13 protein-coding genes are annotated in these 14,872 nt (G+C 64.3%); 1 reads left to right on the forward strand and 12 read right to left on the reverse strand.

Annotated elements, in window-relative coordinates; translation table 11 throughout:
• Positions 1-27: 27 nt before the first annotated feature.
• Positions 28-630: a LysE family translocator gene (locus tag AC1Q6Z_RS30680; protein WP_492650182.1), complete on the reverse strand. Its 603-nt coding sequence runs from the start codon at positions 628-630 to the stop codon at positions 28-30.
• A gap of 129 nt (positions 631-759) precedes the next feature.
• Here AC1Q6Z_RS30680 and AC1Q6Z_RS30685 point away from each other — a divergent pair, with 129 nt between their 5' ends.
• Positions 760-1,218, forward strand: coding sequence for an Lrp/AsnC family transcriptional regulator (locus AC1Q6Z_RS30685; RefSeq protein WP_256117825.1), 459 nt, complete (start codon positions 760-762; stop codon positions 1,216-1,218).
• A gap of 9 nt (positions 1,219-1,227) precedes the next feature.
• Here AC1Q6Z_RS30685 and AC1Q6Z_RS30690 read toward each other — a convergent pair whose 3' ends face one another.
• The 11 genes from AC1Q6Z_RS30690 to rimP all read right to left on the reverse strand — a co-directional run bounded on the left by AC1Q6Z_RS30690 (position 1,228) and on the right by rimP (position 14,823).
• Positions 1,228-2,244, reverse strand: a complete 1,017-nt coding sequence (locus AC1Q6Z_RS30690) for a class I SAM-dependent methyltransferase (RefSeq protein WP_492650183.1) — start codon at positions 2,242-2,244, stop codon at positions 1,228-1,230.
• Between the two features lie 99 nt (positions 2,245-2,343).
• On the reverse strand, positions 2,344-4,485 hold the full coding sequence (gene pnp, locus AC1Q6Z_RS30695) for a polyribonucleotide nucleotidyltransferase (protein ID WP_256117828.1): 2,142 nt from the start codon (positions 4,483-4,485) through the stop codon (positions 2,344-2,346).
• A gap of 411 nt (positions 4,486-4,896) precedes the next feature.
• Positions 4,897-5,166, reverse strand: a complete 270-nt coding sequence (gene rpsO, locus AC1Q6Z_RS30700) for a 30S ribosomal protein S15 (protein ID WP_230807809.1) — start codon at positions 5,164-5,166, stop codon at positions 4,897-4,899.
• A gap of 153 nt (positions 5,167-5,319) precedes the next feature.
• Positions 5,320-5,649 carry an SH3 domain-containing protein gene (locus AC1Q6Z_RS30705; RefSeq protein ID WP_256117829.1) on the reverse strand — a complete coding sequence of 110 codons (330 nt, stop codon included), beginning with the start codon at positions 5,647-5,649 and terminating at the stop codon, positions 5,320-5,322.
• Positions 5,650-5,692: 43 nt separating this feature from the next.
• Positions 5,693-7,399 (reverse strand): sensor histidine kinase, encoded by a 1,707-nt coding sequence (locus AC1Q6Z_RS30710; RefSeq protein WP_492650184.1) that lies wholly within the window; start codon positions 7,397-7,399, stop codon positions 5,693-5,695.
• Positions 7,400-7,570: 171 nt separating this feature from the next.
• On the reverse strand, positions 7,571-8,506 hold the full coding sequence (gene truB, locus AC1Q6Z_RS30715) for a tRNA pseudouridine(55) synthase TruB (protein ID WP_439629933.1): 936 nt from the start codon (positions 8,504-8,506) through the stop codon (positions 7,571-7,573).
• A gap of 12 nt (positions 8,507-8,518) precedes the next feature.
• Positions 8,519-8,926, reverse strand: coding sequence for a 30S ribosome-binding factor RbfA (gene rbfA / locus AC1Q6Z_RS30720; RefSeq protein ID WP_256117838.1), 408 nt, complete (start codon positions 8,924-8,926; stop codon positions 8,519-8,521).
• Positions 8,927-8,998: 72 nt separating this feature from the next.
• Entirely contained in the window at positions 8,999-11,665 is a 2,667-nt protein-coding gene (gene infB / locus AC1Q6Z_RS30725) for a translation initiation factor IF-2 (protein ID WP_492650185.1), read from the reverse strand.
• A gap of 104 nt (positions 11,666-11,769) precedes the next feature.
• Complete coding sequence (locus AC1Q6Z_RS30730) at positions 11,770-12,426, reverse strand: RNA-binding protein (RefSeq protein WP_256117841.1); 657 nt, start codon at positions 12,424-12,426, stop codon at positions 11,770-11,772.
• A gap of 89 nt (positions 12,427-12,515) precedes the next feature.
• A complete protein-coding gene (gene nusA, locus AC1Q6Z_RS30735; RefSeq protein ID WP_435267518.1) occupies positions 12,516-14,117 on the reverse strand; it encodes a transcription termination factor NusA in 1,602 nt (533 codons plus the stop codon).
• Positions 14,118-14,208: 91 nt separating this feature from the next.
• The gene (gene rimP, locus AC1Q6Z_RS30740; RefSeq protein WP_256117843.1) at positions 14,209-14,823 is read right to left on the reverse strand and encodes a ribosome maturation factor RimP; all 615 of its coding nucleotides are present in this window, start codon (positions 14,821-14,823) and stop codon (positions 14,209-14,211) included.
• Between the last annotated feature and the right edge of the window lie 49 nt (positions 14,824-14,872).

The following is a 14,872-nucleotide window of genomic DNA, read 5'->3' on the forward strand; positions in this document are numbered from 1 at the left end:
CTCTTTCATTGAAATGGCAATCGGTCGCTATTCCAGCACGACAGGCACAAGCGAGAGGACGAGCAGCAACGCCATCGCGCGGTTGAACAGCCGGAGGCTGCGCTCGCGGGTGATGAAGCGAGCAGCGCCCACGCCGACAACGGTCCAGGCCACGGTGCTGACAAGTGTCGCACCGCCGAAGATGACGGCGAAGGCGGCCGGAACCGTCAGGTCTCCGGCGCTGCCGCTGCCATAGGTGACGACGGCGCCCGCCACCATCACCCAGAGCTTTGGATTGACGAGTTGCAGCAGCGCACCCTCGACGACCGTGAACGGCCGCTGCCTGCCGCTCTCCGCGGCAAAGCCCGCGGGCGCGGCGTTGGCAATGCGCCAGGCGAGCCAGAGCAGATAGGCAACGCCCACCCATTTCAGCACCAGGTGCACGCGCGGCTCCGAGACGATCGACCCGCCCGCCGCCGCAACGACGAAGATGATGACGGCGACACCGATGCCCATGCCGATCGCCACCGGAAGCGTGCGGCGGAAGCCGTAATTCGCCCCGGAGGCCGTCACCATCGTGTTGTTCGGCCCCGGTGTGCCCGCCATGGCGAATGCAAAGCCCGATGCCGTCAGAACCCAAGTCCAGTCCATATCGCTCTCCTCGTCAAACCGGGCAAGCCTAGCCGACCCCGTGCGCAACGGGGTTGCCAAGATGCCAAAGCTGGGGAAAAGTTTGGCATCCACTGCCGATAGTTGGCTTGAACGTTTGTGAGGATTCCAATGCAGCTCGACGACATAGACCGCCGCATCCTGCGCGAGTTGCAGCAGGACGGCCGGATGCAGAATATCGAGTTGGCACGGCGCGTCGGCCTGTCGCCCTCGCCCTGCCTGCGCCGGGTCAAGCTGCTGGAAGAGGCGGGCGTGATCAGCCGCTACGTGGCGGTCGTCGACCAGGCGAAGGTCGGCCTGCAGCTTTCCATGTTCGCCCGCGTCTGGCTCACGGCACAGGATGCCGAGACGATCGACCATTTCATCGCCGCGATGAAGCGGCTGCCGGAGGTGGTGGAGTGTTACATCATGCTCGGCGAGAGCGACGCGCTGTTGCGCGTCGTCGTGTCGGACCTCGCGGACTACCGCCGCTTCCAGGCGGCGAACCTCACCCGCAAGAACGGCATCCAGAACGTCAAGACGGACGTGCCGAGCGAGACGATCAAGCAGACCTTCGCGCTGCCGCTGTGAGCATTTAGACTAGCGCTTGCCCCAGAGGACCTTGAAGCGGGCGTTGCGGCAGACCTCGCCGCTTTCCTTGAAGGCCTCCTTCAGCACCGGCTCGTAAGGCAGGCCGCGGTTGGCGACCATCAGCAGGCGACCGCCGACCTTGAGCGCCTTCGCCGCTGCCTGGATCATGCCCGCGCCAAGCGCGTGGTCGGCCGCATGGCCTTCATGGAAGGGCGGGTTCATGACGATGAGGTCGTAGTGGTCGCGCGGTATCTCGGCCGTCAGGTCGAACCAGTAGTAGCGAGTCGGGATGTTCGGGCAGTTCTCCGCCATGTTCTCCTTGGCGGCTTCGAGCGCTTCGTAATGCGCCTCGAACAGGTCGATGCCCTTCACCTGCGGCGCGCGGCCGCCGAGCATGACGGAGAGATAACCCCAGCCCGCGCCGAAATCGGCGGCATGGCCGTGAAAATCTTCCGGAATGCGGGTGGCGAGCAGTTCCGAGCCGTCATCGATCCGGTCATGCGAGAACATGCCCGGCGCTGCGGTAAAGCGGCCGACGATGCGCACCGGCTTGGCCGCGATCTTGGCGATCGCGTCCGCCGGATCTTCCGGGCGGGCGAACCAGATGGCGAGGCCGTGGTATTTCGGCATGTAGTCGCCGGTGAGGCCAAGCTGGTCCAGGCGCTTGCGCATGGACTGGATGCCGTCTTCCTTGCCGCCGGCAACGATGATGATGCCGCCGGTGCGCACGCGGCGCAGCGCTTCCGCGATGCGGTTCTCGTTCTCGCCCTTGTGCTTGTTGATCAGGATGAGCGCGCCGTCATAGTCCTCGCCCTCGACCAGCGGCTTGACGGGCACGCGCACCGCCTCCAGGCCGCGATAGAGCGGGCGAAGCGGCTGGACCGCGTCGAGCACCGCCCTAAAGCCTTCCGGCGGCCGCTGGCCGGCCTCTGCGCCGAGGAACAGATAGCGCTCGTCCTCGCCGGGCATGGCGAGCGTGCCGGAGGCGAAAGGATGGAACAGGGTTTTCAGGGCTTCGCGGGTCATATGGGTGGGCTTTCGGACGGGCGGGAGAACAGATTGAGCATAAGTAAAAGGGGCGCGGAACGTGCCGCTCCGCGCCCCTTTCAAAGGTAGAGAGTAGGCTTACTCGGCGGCTTCGCCGTCGCCCTTCTTCTCGGCAGCGACTTCCTTGCCGGTCGCCTGGTCGACAACCTTCATGGAGAGGCGAACCTTGCCGCGCTCGTCGAAGCCCATCAGCTTGACCCAGACCTTGTCGCCTTCCTTGACGACGTCGGAGGTCTTGGCAACGCGCTCCTGGGCGAGCTGCGAGATGTGCACGAGGCCGTCACGCGGGCCGAAGAAGTTGACGAAGGCGCCGAAGTCAGCGGTCTTGACGACCGTGCCTTCGTAGATCTGGCCGACTTCCGGTTCCGCGACGATCGAGTGGATCCACTTGCGGGCCGCTTCGATCTCCTTGCCGGAGGACGATGCGATCTTGATCGTGCCGTCGTCTTCGATGTTGATCTTGGCGCCGGTCTTCTCGACGATTTCGCGGATGACCTTGCCGCCCGTGCCGATGACTTCACGGATCTTGTCGACCGGGATGTTCATGACTTCGATGCGCGGTGCGAATTCGCCTAGCTGGCTGCGGCCTTCGGAGATGGCATTGGCCATTTCGCCGAGGATGTGCTTGCGGCCGCCCTGCGCCTGGCTGAGCGCGACCTTCATGATCTCTTCGGTGATACCGGCGATCTTGATGTCCATCTGCAGCGAGGTGATGCCGTCGGCGGTGCCGGCGACCTTGAAGTCCATGTCGCCGAGGTGGTCTTCGTCACCGAGGATGTCGGAGAGAACGGCGAAACGGTCGCCTTCGAGGATCAGGCCCATGGCGATGCCGGCAACCGGCTTTGCCAGCGGAACGCCGGCGTCCATCAGTGCGAGCGAGGTGCCGCAGACCGTCGCCATCGAGGACGAGCCGTTCGACTCGGTGATCTCGGAGACGACGCGCAGCGTGTAGGGGAACTGTTCCGCCGTCGGCAGCATCGGGCGGATGGCGCGCCAGGCAAGCTTGCCGTGGCCGATTTCGCGGCGGCCCGGGGAGCCCATGCGGCCCGTCTCACCGACCGAGTAGGGCGGGAAGTTGTAGTGCAGCAGGAAGCGTTCCTTGTACATGCCGGTCAGGCTGTCGACATACTGCTCGTCTTCACCGGTACCCAGCGTCGCAACGACGACGGCCTGGGTTTCACCGCGGGTGAAGAGCGCCGAACCGTGCGTGCGCGGCAGGATGCCGACTTCCGAGACGATGGCGCGAACGGTGTCGAGATCGCGGCCGTCGATGCGGCTCTTGGTGTCGAGGATGTTCCAGCGAACGATCTTGGCCTGGAGGTGCTTGAAGACGGCGCCGATGACTTCGGCCGTGTACTTCGGCTCGACGCCTTCCGGGAAGAAGTGGGCCTTAACCTTCGCCTTGACGGCGTCGACGGCGGCGTAGCGGTCGGCCTTCTGGGTGATCTTGTAGGCGGCGCGCAGTTCGGTTTCGGCGAGGCCCAGCATTTCGGCTTCGAGCGCGGAATGGTCTTCCGGGTTGAAGTCGCGGGGTTCCTTGGCAGCCACTTCAGCGAGCTTGATGATCGCGTCGATGACCGGCTGGAAGCCCTTGTGGCCGAACATGACGGCGCCGAGCATGACGTCTTCGTTCAGTTCCTTGGCTTCGGATTCGACCATCAGGACGGCGTCCTGCGTGCCGGCGACGACGAGGTCGAGAACGGACTCGTCCATCTCGTCGAGATGCGGGTTGAGGACGTATTCGCCGTTGATGTAGCCGACGCGCGCACCGCCGACCGGGCCCATGAAGGGAACGCCGGAGATCGTGAGCGCTGCGGAAGCGGCAACCATCGACAGAACGTCGGGATCGTTTTCGAGGTCATGCTGGACGACCGTGACGACGACCTGCGTGTCGTTCTTGTAGCCTTCCGGGAAGAGCGGACGGATCGGACGGTCGATCAGGCGGGAAACCAGCGTTTCCTTTTCCGACGGGCGGCCTTCGCGCTTGAAGTAGCCACCCGGGATCTTGCCGGCGGCGTAGGTCTTTTCCTGGTAGTTGACGGTCAGCGGGAAGAAATCCTGGCCCGGCTTCGGCGCCTTGGCGGAAACGACGGTGGCGAGAACGACGGTTTCGCCGTAGGTCGCGAGAACCGCGCCATCAGCCTGACGGGCGATCTTGCCGGTTTCCAGCTTGAGCGGACGGCCCGCCCATTCGATTTCAACCGTATGGGTATCGAACATGTCTTGTCCTTCTTGGCAGATACGCGCACCGCCGCCCGAAAAGGCGCAGGTGGTCTATCCGCTTTCATGACGCATCATGGGCAAGACAACGGGAGGCTTCCGGGTGGTGGCTCGCGAACTCTGCGGGCGAAGGCTCTGTGAGCCCGGCCGACGACAGGCGCGCGCCTGAAGCATCCAGCAATCCTGCCCCATGACAGGTCATCGGTTGGTTCCGCAGGACCGGCCCATCCGGCCTGCTGGAGAATTCCGTTTCACGAGGCGGTCGCAACCGGCACAGGCAAAACGGTGTGTCCTTGTTTCGCAATCCCAAACGCAAAACCGCGGTCCGCGCTCCTGCTGGAATTGCTTTAGCGGAATTCTCTTCCGCGAAAGAAAGCGGCGGGCGCTCGTGAGAACGCCCGCCGAAAAGGCTTAGCGGCGAATGCCCAGGGCAGCAATCAGCTTGCTGTAACGGGCTTCGTCCTTCTTCTTGAGGTAATCAAGAAGCGAGCGACGGCTGGAAACCATGGTCAGAAGGCCACGACGGGAGTGGTTGTCCTTCTTGTGGTCCTTGAAATGGCCGGTCAGGTTGTTGATCCGCTCGGTCAGGATAGCAACCTGGACTTCCGGGGAACCGGTGTCGCCTTCGACAGTTGCATATTCCTTGATCAGCGCAGCCTTGCGCTCAGCAGTAATCGACATCGTATGTCCTTTCATGAATGGAGAACTTAGGACGCCAAAAGCCGGGATGTCGTCCAGCAATGGCCGTGAATGCAAGCGGAGCCTAGGCCCGCATTGCTGGCGGTGCCTATAAACCATTCCCTTATGAAAGGGAAGAGCCGTCGTTCGGGACGCCTAGCGCTGCTCGGCCGGCTGGCTCGGTCCCGCCTCGCGCGTTTCACCCGGCTGCTTGCACACGACATAGGCGCCGAAGATCCAGCCGAGCCGTTCACCCTGCCGCGCCACGAAGAGCCAGTGTTTCTGGCCGACCTTCATCTCGTCGACCACCTCGACGATCGAGCCGTTCGCAAGCGTCGTCAGGATCGTGCCGTTGGGCGCCGTGCGCACGTTGAGCGGCGTGCCCGTCGGGTCGTCGACGTAACATTCGCCATAGGCGGCGAAGGCGGAAGGGATGGAGGCGACAAGGCATGCCAGGACGGCGAACACACGCAAGAAGGACGTCATGAAATAGACCTGCAATGGATATGTCGGAAGAAAGTCGGCTTACTCATGGCGCGGTGCCCTGCTGGTGGACGTCCTCATCGCGCAGTCGCGCCAGGGGGATCGTCACCCGCCATTCGATGCCGTCGTCATGCACGATGAAGTCGAGCTTGGCATCGAGCGCCATGCCGAGCATGCGCTCCAGCACCACGCTGCCGAACCCCTTGCGGCTTGCGGCGATGGCGTCCTTGTCGATCGTTGCCCGGCTTTCGCGCCAGACGAGATTGAGGTCGTCGCCCGATGTCACCCAGCTCAGCGAGACCACGCCCGTCTCGTTGGCGAGCGCGCCGTATTTCGTGGCATTGGTGGAAAGCTCGTGCAGCGCCATGCCGAGCGTCTGGGAGGCCTGCGGGTCGAGCAGCACGGCGGGGCCGGCAATGCGTACGCGCGTCGTGTCGTCCGGCGTGAAGGGTTTTAGCTGGTTCTTGGCGAGTTCGGCGAGGTTTACGCCCTGGGTGGCATTGGCGATCATCAGGTCCGTCGAACGGGCGAGACCGGCGACGCGCTTGCGGAAAGTATCCGCAAAGTCGGCCGCATTGTCCGCACCCGCCGCCGACTGGTTCAGCATAGCCTGGATGACGGTCAGCTGGTTCTTCGAGCGGTGCGCCACCTCGCGCATCAGGAAGCGTACCTCGTTTTCCGATTTGACGCGGGCATCGGCCGCCTCGGCGAGCGCGCGCGACACAGTCTCCAGCTCGGAAATGGCATAGGGGCGCGGCGCGACCCGTTCGCCGTGGCCGAGCCGGCGCGCATCATGCGCCAGCAGCCGCACGTCGCGCGACAGCACGCGCGCGATGCCAACGGCGCTGGCGGCGGCAAGGGCCGCAAAGACCGCGCCGCCGATCGTCAGCCAGAGGAAGGAGGAGACGGCCGGCCCCTGCACATCCGACGACTTTGCCCAGGCGATCATGCGCCAGCCGGCAAGCGAGGAGAATTCCGTGACGACCTGATATTCTGTGCCGCCCTGCCGCATGGTGCTGACACCGAGGCGCAGCGACGGCACGACGCGCAGGAAGAAGGGCGTTCCCGTCTTCTGCTTGTCATCCGTCGAGACGATGACCGTGCCCTCAGAATCGAGCACCGCGGCATTCCAGCCGGGCGAGAGAATATCCGGATTGACCGCGCGCCGGAGCGACTCGGCATTCTTCGTCAGCGTCAGCAGCACATGCTGGCCATTGGCAAGGCGCATCGGCTGGTAGACGTTGAACACCCATTGCTGCGCGGTCCTGCCGAAGAACAGGTCCGAGACGATGCGCTCGCCGCGCGCCAGCGCCAGGCCGGCGGAGACCGGCTCCGAGGTCGTGTTCAGCGCTGTGCCATAGGGTACGCGCGTGTTGAGCAACTGCCGCATCGTCTGGTCGATGACGAGGAAGTAGACGTCCGTGCCTTCGAGCGCCTTGGTCGCCTGCCCATGCAGGGACGCGTAATCGCCCTTCTCCAGGCTGTCCGACGTCGACAGGAAATTCAGCGTCGAGAACATGCCGGAAATCTCGCGCTCGACCGCTCGGTTCACGGCGCCCGTCGAGGTGCGCAACAGCGATTCGAAGATGCGTTCCTGCGCCTCGTTGGTGCGCTTCAGCACGACGATCGAGAAGAGGAAGGACGGAATGACGATGACGAGGATGAGGCAGACGAGGTAGAAGACGACCGGGTGGTGCATGCGCCGGCGGCTCTGAACAGGGCCTGCGCCCTCACCCGCGTCCTCATCGGACACCGTTCTGTCAGTCGGCGCAATCGTCAACGGCCAGCCCTTTCACCCTTCGCCCGCGACCGGGCGAGACGGCAATGCGCCGCCCTGCCCGCTTGTGAGCGAACCTCGCCGGCCATAAAGCCTGTAGCTTGTGGTGAAATCAAGTCGGCAGCGATTGGTTCCGCCGACCCTTTGTTAGCCGGCAAAGACCCGCTTGGGCCGGAATTCGCCGCCGCCGATCTCGCCGATCGCCACCAGTTTTCCGCGCGCCGTGGCATAGGCCTCGTCCGCCGAAACCGGCGCATCGCGGCCGCGCAGGATGATCGGATTGCCCATGCGCAGCCGATGCGCCTGGTCGTCGTTGATCACGATCTGCGGCAGGCTGGACAGCGCCTCGCCGGTGTCAATCAGGAAAGCGTCGAGTGCCGCAAGGCGCTCGGCCTCGTCCTCGATCTTCTCCAGCGCCGTGAGGTCGGCGAGCGGCACCATGTCGTCCTCGCCGAAGGGCGCGACGAAGCTGCGGCGCAGCCCGGAAATATGGCCGTAACAGCCGAGCTGGCGGCCGAAATCGCGGGCGAGCGCGCGCACATAGGTGCCCTTGCCGCATTCGACCTCGAATTCCGCCGTGTTCTCGTCCGGGCAGCCGATCAGCGTCAGTCGATGGATTTCCACCTCGCGCGACGGAATCTCGACGACTTCGCCTTCGCGGGCGAGATCGTAGGCGCGCTCGCCGTCGATCTTGATTGCGGAAAACTGCGGCGGGATCTGCTGGATGGTGCCGGTATATTCGCCGAGGATCGCCTTGATCTCATCGGCGGTCGGGCGCTTGTCGGCGCTCTGCGTCACCGTACCTTCGAGGTCGTCCGTGCTGCGCTCCTCGCCCCAGGTGACGGTGAATTCGTAAATCTTGCGGCCGTCCATGACATAGGGCACGGTCTTGGTCGCGTCGCCCAGCGCGATCGGCAGCATGCCGGAGGCGAGCGGATCGAGCGTGCCGGCATGGCCGGCCTTCTGCGCCTTGAACAGCCACTTGATCTTGGCGACGGCTTCGGTCGAGCCGAAATCGAACGGCTTGTCGAGGATAAGCCAGCCGGAAATCGGCCGGCCCTTGGGCTTGCGGGGCTTGGACATCTTATTCCTAGGTTATTTGTCGCCGTCGTCGTCGGCGGCAAGATCGCGAGCGACTTCCGGCGAACGCAGGATTTCGTCGATCTTCTTGTAATTGTCGAAGCTCGTATCGTCGCGGAAGCGCACGTCGGGCATGTACTTCATCTGGCGCAGCTGGGAGCCCATACGGCCGCGGATGAACTTTGCGTTCCGGTTGAGCGCCTCGATCACCGTGTCATGGTCCTTCACCCCGAGCGGCGTCACGAAGGCCGTGGCATGCTTGAGGTCGGGCGACATGCGCACCTCCGAGATGGAGATCACCGTCGTCTCGATCAGCGGATCGCGCACTTCGCCGCGCTGAAGCACCTGGGTGATCGCCGCGCGCACCTGCTCGCCCACGCGCAGCATGCGTTGCGAAGGCGCTGAGGATGTTGCTCTTACCATGGTCGTCACCTTTAAAAAAATGCGAGCGCCGAAACGATCCGGCGCTCGCATGATGTTTGGATCGCCGGACGCTTAGAGCGTGCGCGTGATGTGCTCCACGCGGAAGCACTCGATCGTGTCGCCGGCGCGGATGTCTTCGTAGTTCTCGAAGGCCATGCCGCATTCCTGGCCCATCGGCACTTCGGCGACTTCGTCCTTGAAGCGCTTGAGCGTCTTGAGCTTGCCTTCGTGGATGACGACGTTGTCGCGTACGAGACGCACGCCGGCACCACGCTCGACCTTGCCTTCGATGACGCGGCAACCCGCGACCTTGCCGACCTTCGTGATGTTGAACACCTCGAGGATCTCGGCATTGCCGAGGAAGGTTTCGCGCCGTTCCGGCGAGAGCAGGCCCGACATGGCCGCCTTCACGTCATCCACCAGATCGTAGATGATGTTGTAGTAGCGGATTTCGAGACCGGCACGCTCGGCCGCGGTGCGGGCCTGTGCGTTGGCACGGACGTTGAAGCCGATGATGGCGGCATTCGACGCCTCGGCGAGCGAGATGTCGGATTCGGTGATGCCGCCGGCGCCCGAATGCACGATGCGCGCACGGACCTCGTCGGTGCCGAGCTTGTCGAGAGCACCGGCAATGGCTTCGATCGAGCCCTGCACGTCGCCCTTGATGACCAGCGGGAACTCCTTGAGACCCGTGGACTGGAGCTGGCTCATCATCTGCTCGAGCGAGCCGCGCGAACCAGCCTGGCGGGCAACCTGCTTCTCGCGGGCGAGACGCAGACGGTATTCCGAGATTTCGCGGGCGCGGCTTTCGTTTTCGACGACGGCGAAGCGATCGCCGGCAGCCGGGGTGCCGGACAGACCCAGCACTTCGACGGGCATGGAAGGCCCTGCCGACTTGACGTGTTCACCCTTGTCGTTGACGAGCGCGCGCACACGGCCCCACTGGTCGCCGGCCACGATGATCTGGCCGGGCGTCAGCGTGCCCTTCTGCACGAGAACCGTCGCGACCGCACCGCGGCCGCGGTCGAGTTCGGCTTCGACGACGACGCCCTCGGCGGTGCGGTTGACGTTCGCCTTGAGGTCGAGGATTTCGGCCTGCAGCAGCACGGCTTCAAGCAGCTTGTCGAGGTTCAGGCCGTTCTTGGCCGAGACTTCGACGTCGAGCGTTTCACCGCCCATCGATTCGACGAAGACCTCGTGCTGAAGGAGCTGGTTGCGCACCTTCTGCGGATCGGCTTCGTGCTTGTCGATCTTGTTGATCGCCACGATGATCGGAACACCGGCCGCCTTGGCGTGGTTGATGGACTCGATCGTCTGCGGCATCACGCTGTCGTCGGCCGCGACCACGAGGATCGCGATGTCCGTCGCCTGCGCGCCACGGGCACGCATCGCGGTGAACGCGGCGTGGCCGGGGGTGTCGATGAAGGTGATCTTGTGGCCGTTGTGCTCGACCTGGTAGGCGCCGATATGCTGCGTGATACCGCCGGCTTCGCCGGAAACAACGCTCGTCTTGCGGATGGCGTCGAGCAGCGAGGTCTTGCCGTGGTCGACGTGACCCATGATGGTCACGATCGGCGGACGGGCTTCCAGGTCGCCGTCGTCGTCCGACACGTTGAAGATGCCCTCTTCGACGTCGGATTCCGAAACGCGCTTGACGGTGTGGCCGAATTCGCCGGCAATGATTTCAGCCAGGTCGGCGTCGATCAGATCGCCGGGCTTCATCATCTGCCCTTCCTTCATCAGGTACTTGATGACGTCGACGGCGCGTTCGGACATGCGCTGCGACAGTTCCTGGATGGTGATGGTTTCCGGCAGGATGACTTCGCGCATGACCTTTTCGCGGGTCTCCTGCATCTGGCTGCGCTTGAACTTCTCCTGGCGGCGGCGCATGGCCGAAAGCGAACGGCCACGCTGCGTGGCGTCCTCGTCGGTCGAAGCGGTCGTCAGCGTCAGCTTGCCCTGACGACGGCCGTCGTCGGCCTTCGGACGGGCCGGGACCTTGGCAGGTTCCGGACGCGTGACCTTGCCACGGTTGACCGGGGCACCGCCGCGCGGGCGTGCTGCTTCTTCCTCTTCCGTCTCGCGACGGCCACGGCCGGGAACGGCTGCAGGCGTGACGGCCGGAGTGGTGCGGGTCGGCTGCGGGCGGCTGTCGGCACCTGCAGGCGCCGTAACGGCGGGCTTTGCGACCACGACCGGCTCGGCGGCAACCTCGGCCACGGCCGGGGCGGGCGAAGCGGCCTCGATGGCGCGGCGCTCGGCCTCTTCCTTCTCCAGGCGCAGACGTTCTTCTTCGGCGGCCTTCTGGCGCGCTTCCTCTTCCACCTTGCGGCGGGCCTCGTCCTCGGCGCGCTGGCGCGCTTCGGCGGCGTCGCGGATCTGCGCTTCTGCAAGCGCGCGGCGACGGGCCTCGACTTCATCGGGGGAAAGCTGGTTCAGCACGACGCCGCCGCGCGGACGGCTATGTTCCACCTGGGGAGTCTGGCGCTGCACCGGGCGCGGCTGCTGCGGCTGCGGCGTGGGCTGGCGCTGCTGCACCGGTGCAACAGGTGCTGCTACAGTGCGTTCGTCTCCCGGGCGGCTGAAGTGGCGCTTCGTGCGGGTCTCGACCACGACGGCCTTCGTCCGGCCACGACCCATGTCCTGGCGAACGGTTCCCTGCTGAACCCCCGAGGGCTTCAGGCTCAGGGTCTTCTTGCCAGCCACACTGATCGTCTTGTCGTCTTCGTTGTCGGTCATTCCGTTCCGTTCCTAAGATCAGAGCCGGATGCGTATCACCAGACTCCGTCGTTCAATTGTGTTCGTCCAATGCGATTTCGGCCGGCCGAATGCCGGTAACCGCGTCATCGGTTGGTATGGCCAGCGCCACCTTTTGCCATCATTTGGCTGTCGCCCCGGTACTTTTCGAGCATGATTGCGCGCTTCACTACACCCTCACCCGCCTGCCCTGCAAGCGCTGCGGCGTGGATAAAAGCATTCTGGCCCAAAAGGCCCTCCAATTCACTCTCCGAGAAGAGCTTGAAGGACGGTATTTCCGTCTCGTCATCGCGCAGGAAGCTTGCCGCCTTGCGCGCCTGGTCAATTTTACGCACGCCATCGGCGGCGGCATCCGTCGCGTGGAAGACCGCTAGTGCCGCCAACGCACGCACCGCCTGGTCGACCTTCGAGGAACCCGTGATGAACTGGGCCGCCTTGCGCGCCATGTTCATCATGCCGCCGAGCTGGCCCGCCAGAAGCCGGTCCACTTCGGCGCCGAGTTCCGCATCCGCCCTGGCTTCCGCCTTCAGCGCCCGCGAGAAAAGCTTCTTGGCGACCGCCTTGTCGACGATCGCCCGTTCGGCCTTCACCCAGCATCCACGTCCGGGGAGCTGACGCTTCAGGTCCGGCACGACATTCCCGTCCGGGCCGGCGACGAAGCGGATCAGATCATCCGCCTCACCCTTTTCGCGCGTCACGATGCACATGCGGTCGTTCACGCCGTCGTCGTCCTTCTTACCCATATAGGTCCTCGCAATTCCGTTCGCAAAACCGTTCATACACTTTTGCTGGAATGCTCGGCCAACGGCGTCTCCAGCGCGCGGGACGCCGATCAGGCGTCCTGCTCGCCGCCTTCGACGACCGGTTCTTCTTCGGTAGCAAGGTCCTCTTCCGTGATCCAGCCAACCGCAAGGCGGGCCTGAACGACCATGGCTTCGGCTTCGGCGCGCGAAACTTCGAGCTTCGAGAACAGGCCCTCGAACTTCTTCGTCTCGCCGTCCTTGCGTTCCGACCAGCCGACGAGATCGTCAGCCGCGCAGCCCGCAAAGTCTTCCATGGTCTTGATGCCGTCCTCGCCGAGCGCGACGAGCATCTGGCCCGTCATGCCGTCGATCTGGCGCAGCTCGTCGGCAACGCCGAGTTCCTTGCGCTTGGCGTCCATCTCGGCCTCGATGCGGTCGAGATATTCGCGGGCACGCGTCTGGATTTCCTGGGCCGTGTCTTCGTCGAAACCGTCGATCGAGGCGATTTCGTCGAGATCGACATAGGCCAGTTCCTCGACGGCGGCAAAGCCTTCCGACGCCAGAACCTGGCCGACCATCTCGTCGACGTCGAGCGAATCCATGAACAGGTTGGTGCGCTCGTTGAATTCCTTCTGGCGGCGCTCGGACTCTTCGGCTTCCGTCAGGATGTCGATATCCCAGCCGGTGAGCTGCGAGGCGAGGCGCACGTTCTGGCCACGGCGGCCGATGGCGAGCGAAAGCTGCTCGTCCGGAACGACCACTTCGATGCGTTCCGCATCCTCATCCAGAACGACCTTGGCGACTTCCGCCGGCTGAAGGGCGTTGACGATGAAGGAGGCCGGGTCCTGGCTCCACGGAATGATGTCGATCTTCTCGCCCTGAAGCTCGCCGACGACGGCCTGAACGCGCGAACCGCGCATACCGACACAGGCGCCGACCGGATCGATCGAACTATCGTTCGAGATGACGGCGATCTTGGCACGCGAACCCGGATCGCGGGCAACGGACTTGATCTGGATGATGCCGTCGTAGATTTCCGGCACTTCCATGGTGAAGAGCTTCACCATGAACTGCGGATGGGTACGCGACAGGAAGATCTGCGGACCGCGCTGCTCGCGGCGCACGTCGTAGACGAAGGCGCGAACGCGGTCGCCGTAGCGCATGTTTTCGCGCGGGATCATCTCGTCGCGGCGGATGATGCCTTCGCCACGGCCGAGGTCGACGATGACGTTGCCGTATTCGACGCGCTTGACCGTGCCGTTGACGATCTCGCCGATGCGATCCTTGTATTCGTCGAACTGGCGGTCACGCTCGGCTTCGCGCACCTTCTGCACGATGACCTGCTTGGCCGACTGGGCGGCGATGCGGCCGAAATCCATCGGCGGCAGCGGATCGGCGATGAAGTCGCCGAGCTTGGCGTCCGGGTTGCGGTCGCGGGCAAGCTCCAGCGGGATCTGCGTCGAATAATCCTCGGCCTTCTCGACGACTTCCAGCAGGCGCTGGAGGCGGATTTCGCCGGTCTTGGAATTGATGTCGGCGCGGATGTTCGATTCCGTGCCGTAACGCGAGCGGGCCGCCTTCTGGATGGCGTCGGCCATCGCGGCAAGCACGATCTCGCGGTCGATGACCTTTTCACGGGCCACGGCATCCGCGATCTGCAGAAGCTCAAGCCGGTTCGCACTGACTGCCATTGTCTCAGGTCTCCATGATCAAGCCGGGGCGAAGCCTCCGGTTCCGTCCTCTCCGTTTCGCCCGCATCGGGGGCAAAACGCACTCACATAGTCATTCGTCGTCTTCGACTTCGTCGTTCTGGTTCGCGGCCTGCGCAGCCTTCGCCTTCTTGTCGGCGGTCAGCGCGTCGCGGATCAGGTCGTCGGTCAGGATCAGCTTACCCTCGGCAAGCGCCGTGAACGGGATGACGACCGAGGGCTCCTCGCCATAGGCGGGCTGGTCCCGCTCCAGCGTAAAACCGTTTTCGTCGGCGGCGACGATCTTGCCGCGGAAGCGCTTGCGGCTGTCGACGAGGATCGACGTCTCGCACTTCACCAGGTGGCCGAGCCAGCGCGTGAAATCCGACTTGCGGACCATCGGCCGGTCGATGCCGGGCGACGACACTTCGAGATGATACGCCTTGTCGATCGGATCCTCAACGTCGAGCACCGGCGAGACGGCCATCGAGACCTTCTCGCAATCCTCGACGGTCATCGTGCCGTCCGGCCGCTCGGCCATGATCTGCAGGGTCGCGCCGTTCTGTGCCGAAAGGCGAACGCGCACCAGCCGGTAGCCGATCTGCTCGATGCTCGGCTCGATGATCTCAGCAACGCGCCGGTCGAGACCGGTCTCGACGATCAGGCGCGGCTCGACGGCCGCATTTTCTGTCTGGGTCGTGTCGTTCATGACATGCCCTCCCGGGATAGTCGTTATCATGCGCTCGATCGGGGCAATA

Source organism: Shinella sp. GW835-FHT14H05 (assembly GCF_058793575.1).

Bases quoted from the DNA above. Each gene is read 5' to 3' on its own strand.
- AC1Q6Z_RS30690 (WP_492650183.1), bottom strand. From the start codon at position 2,244: ATGACCCGCGAAGCCCTGAAAACCCTGTTCCATCCTTTCGCCTCCGGC.
- rpsO (WP_230807809.1), bottom strand. From the start codon at position 5,166: ATGTCGATTACTGCTGAGCGCAAGGCTGCGCTGATCAAGGAATATGCA.
- AC1Q6Z_RS30705 (WP_256117829.1), bottom strand. From the start codon at position 5,649: ATGACGTCCTTCTTGCGTGTGTTCGCCGTCCTGGCATGCCTTGTCGCC.
- pnp (WP_256117828.1), bottom strand. From the start codon at position 4,485: ATGTTCGATACCCATACGGTTGAAATCGAATGGGCGGGCCGTCCGCTC.
- AC1Q6Z_RS30730 (WP_256117841.1), bottom strand. From the start codon at position 12,426: ATGGGTAAGAAGGACGACGACGGCGTGAACGACCGCATGTGCATCGTG.
- rimP (WP_256117843.1), bottom strand. From the start codon at position 14,823: ATGAACGACACGACCCAGACAGAAAATGCGGCCGTCGAGCCGCGCCTG.
- infB (WP_492650185.1), bottom strand. From the start codon at position 11,665: ATGACCGACAACGAAGACGACAAGACGATCAGTGTGGCTGGCAAGAAG.
- nusA (WP_435267518.1), bottom strand. From the start codon at position 14,117: ATGGCAGTCAGTGCGAACCGGCTTGAGCTTCTGCAGATCGCGGATGCC.
- AC1Q6Z_RS30685 (WP_256117825.1), top strand. From the start codon at position 760: ATGCAGCTCGACGACATAGACCGCCGCATCCTGCGCGAGTTGCAGCAG.
- truB (WP_439629933.1), bottom strand. From the start codon at position 8,506: ATGTCCAAGCCCCGCAAGCCCAAGGGCCGGCCGATTTCCGGCTGGCTT.
- rbfA (WP_256117838.1), bottom strand. From the start codon at position 8,926: ATGGTAAGAGCAACATCCTCAGCGCCTTCGCAACGCATGCTGCGCGTG.
- AC1Q6Z_RS30680 (WP_492650182.1), bottom strand. From the start codon at position 630: ATGGACTGGACTTGGGTTCTGACGGCATCGGGCTTTGCATTCGCCATG.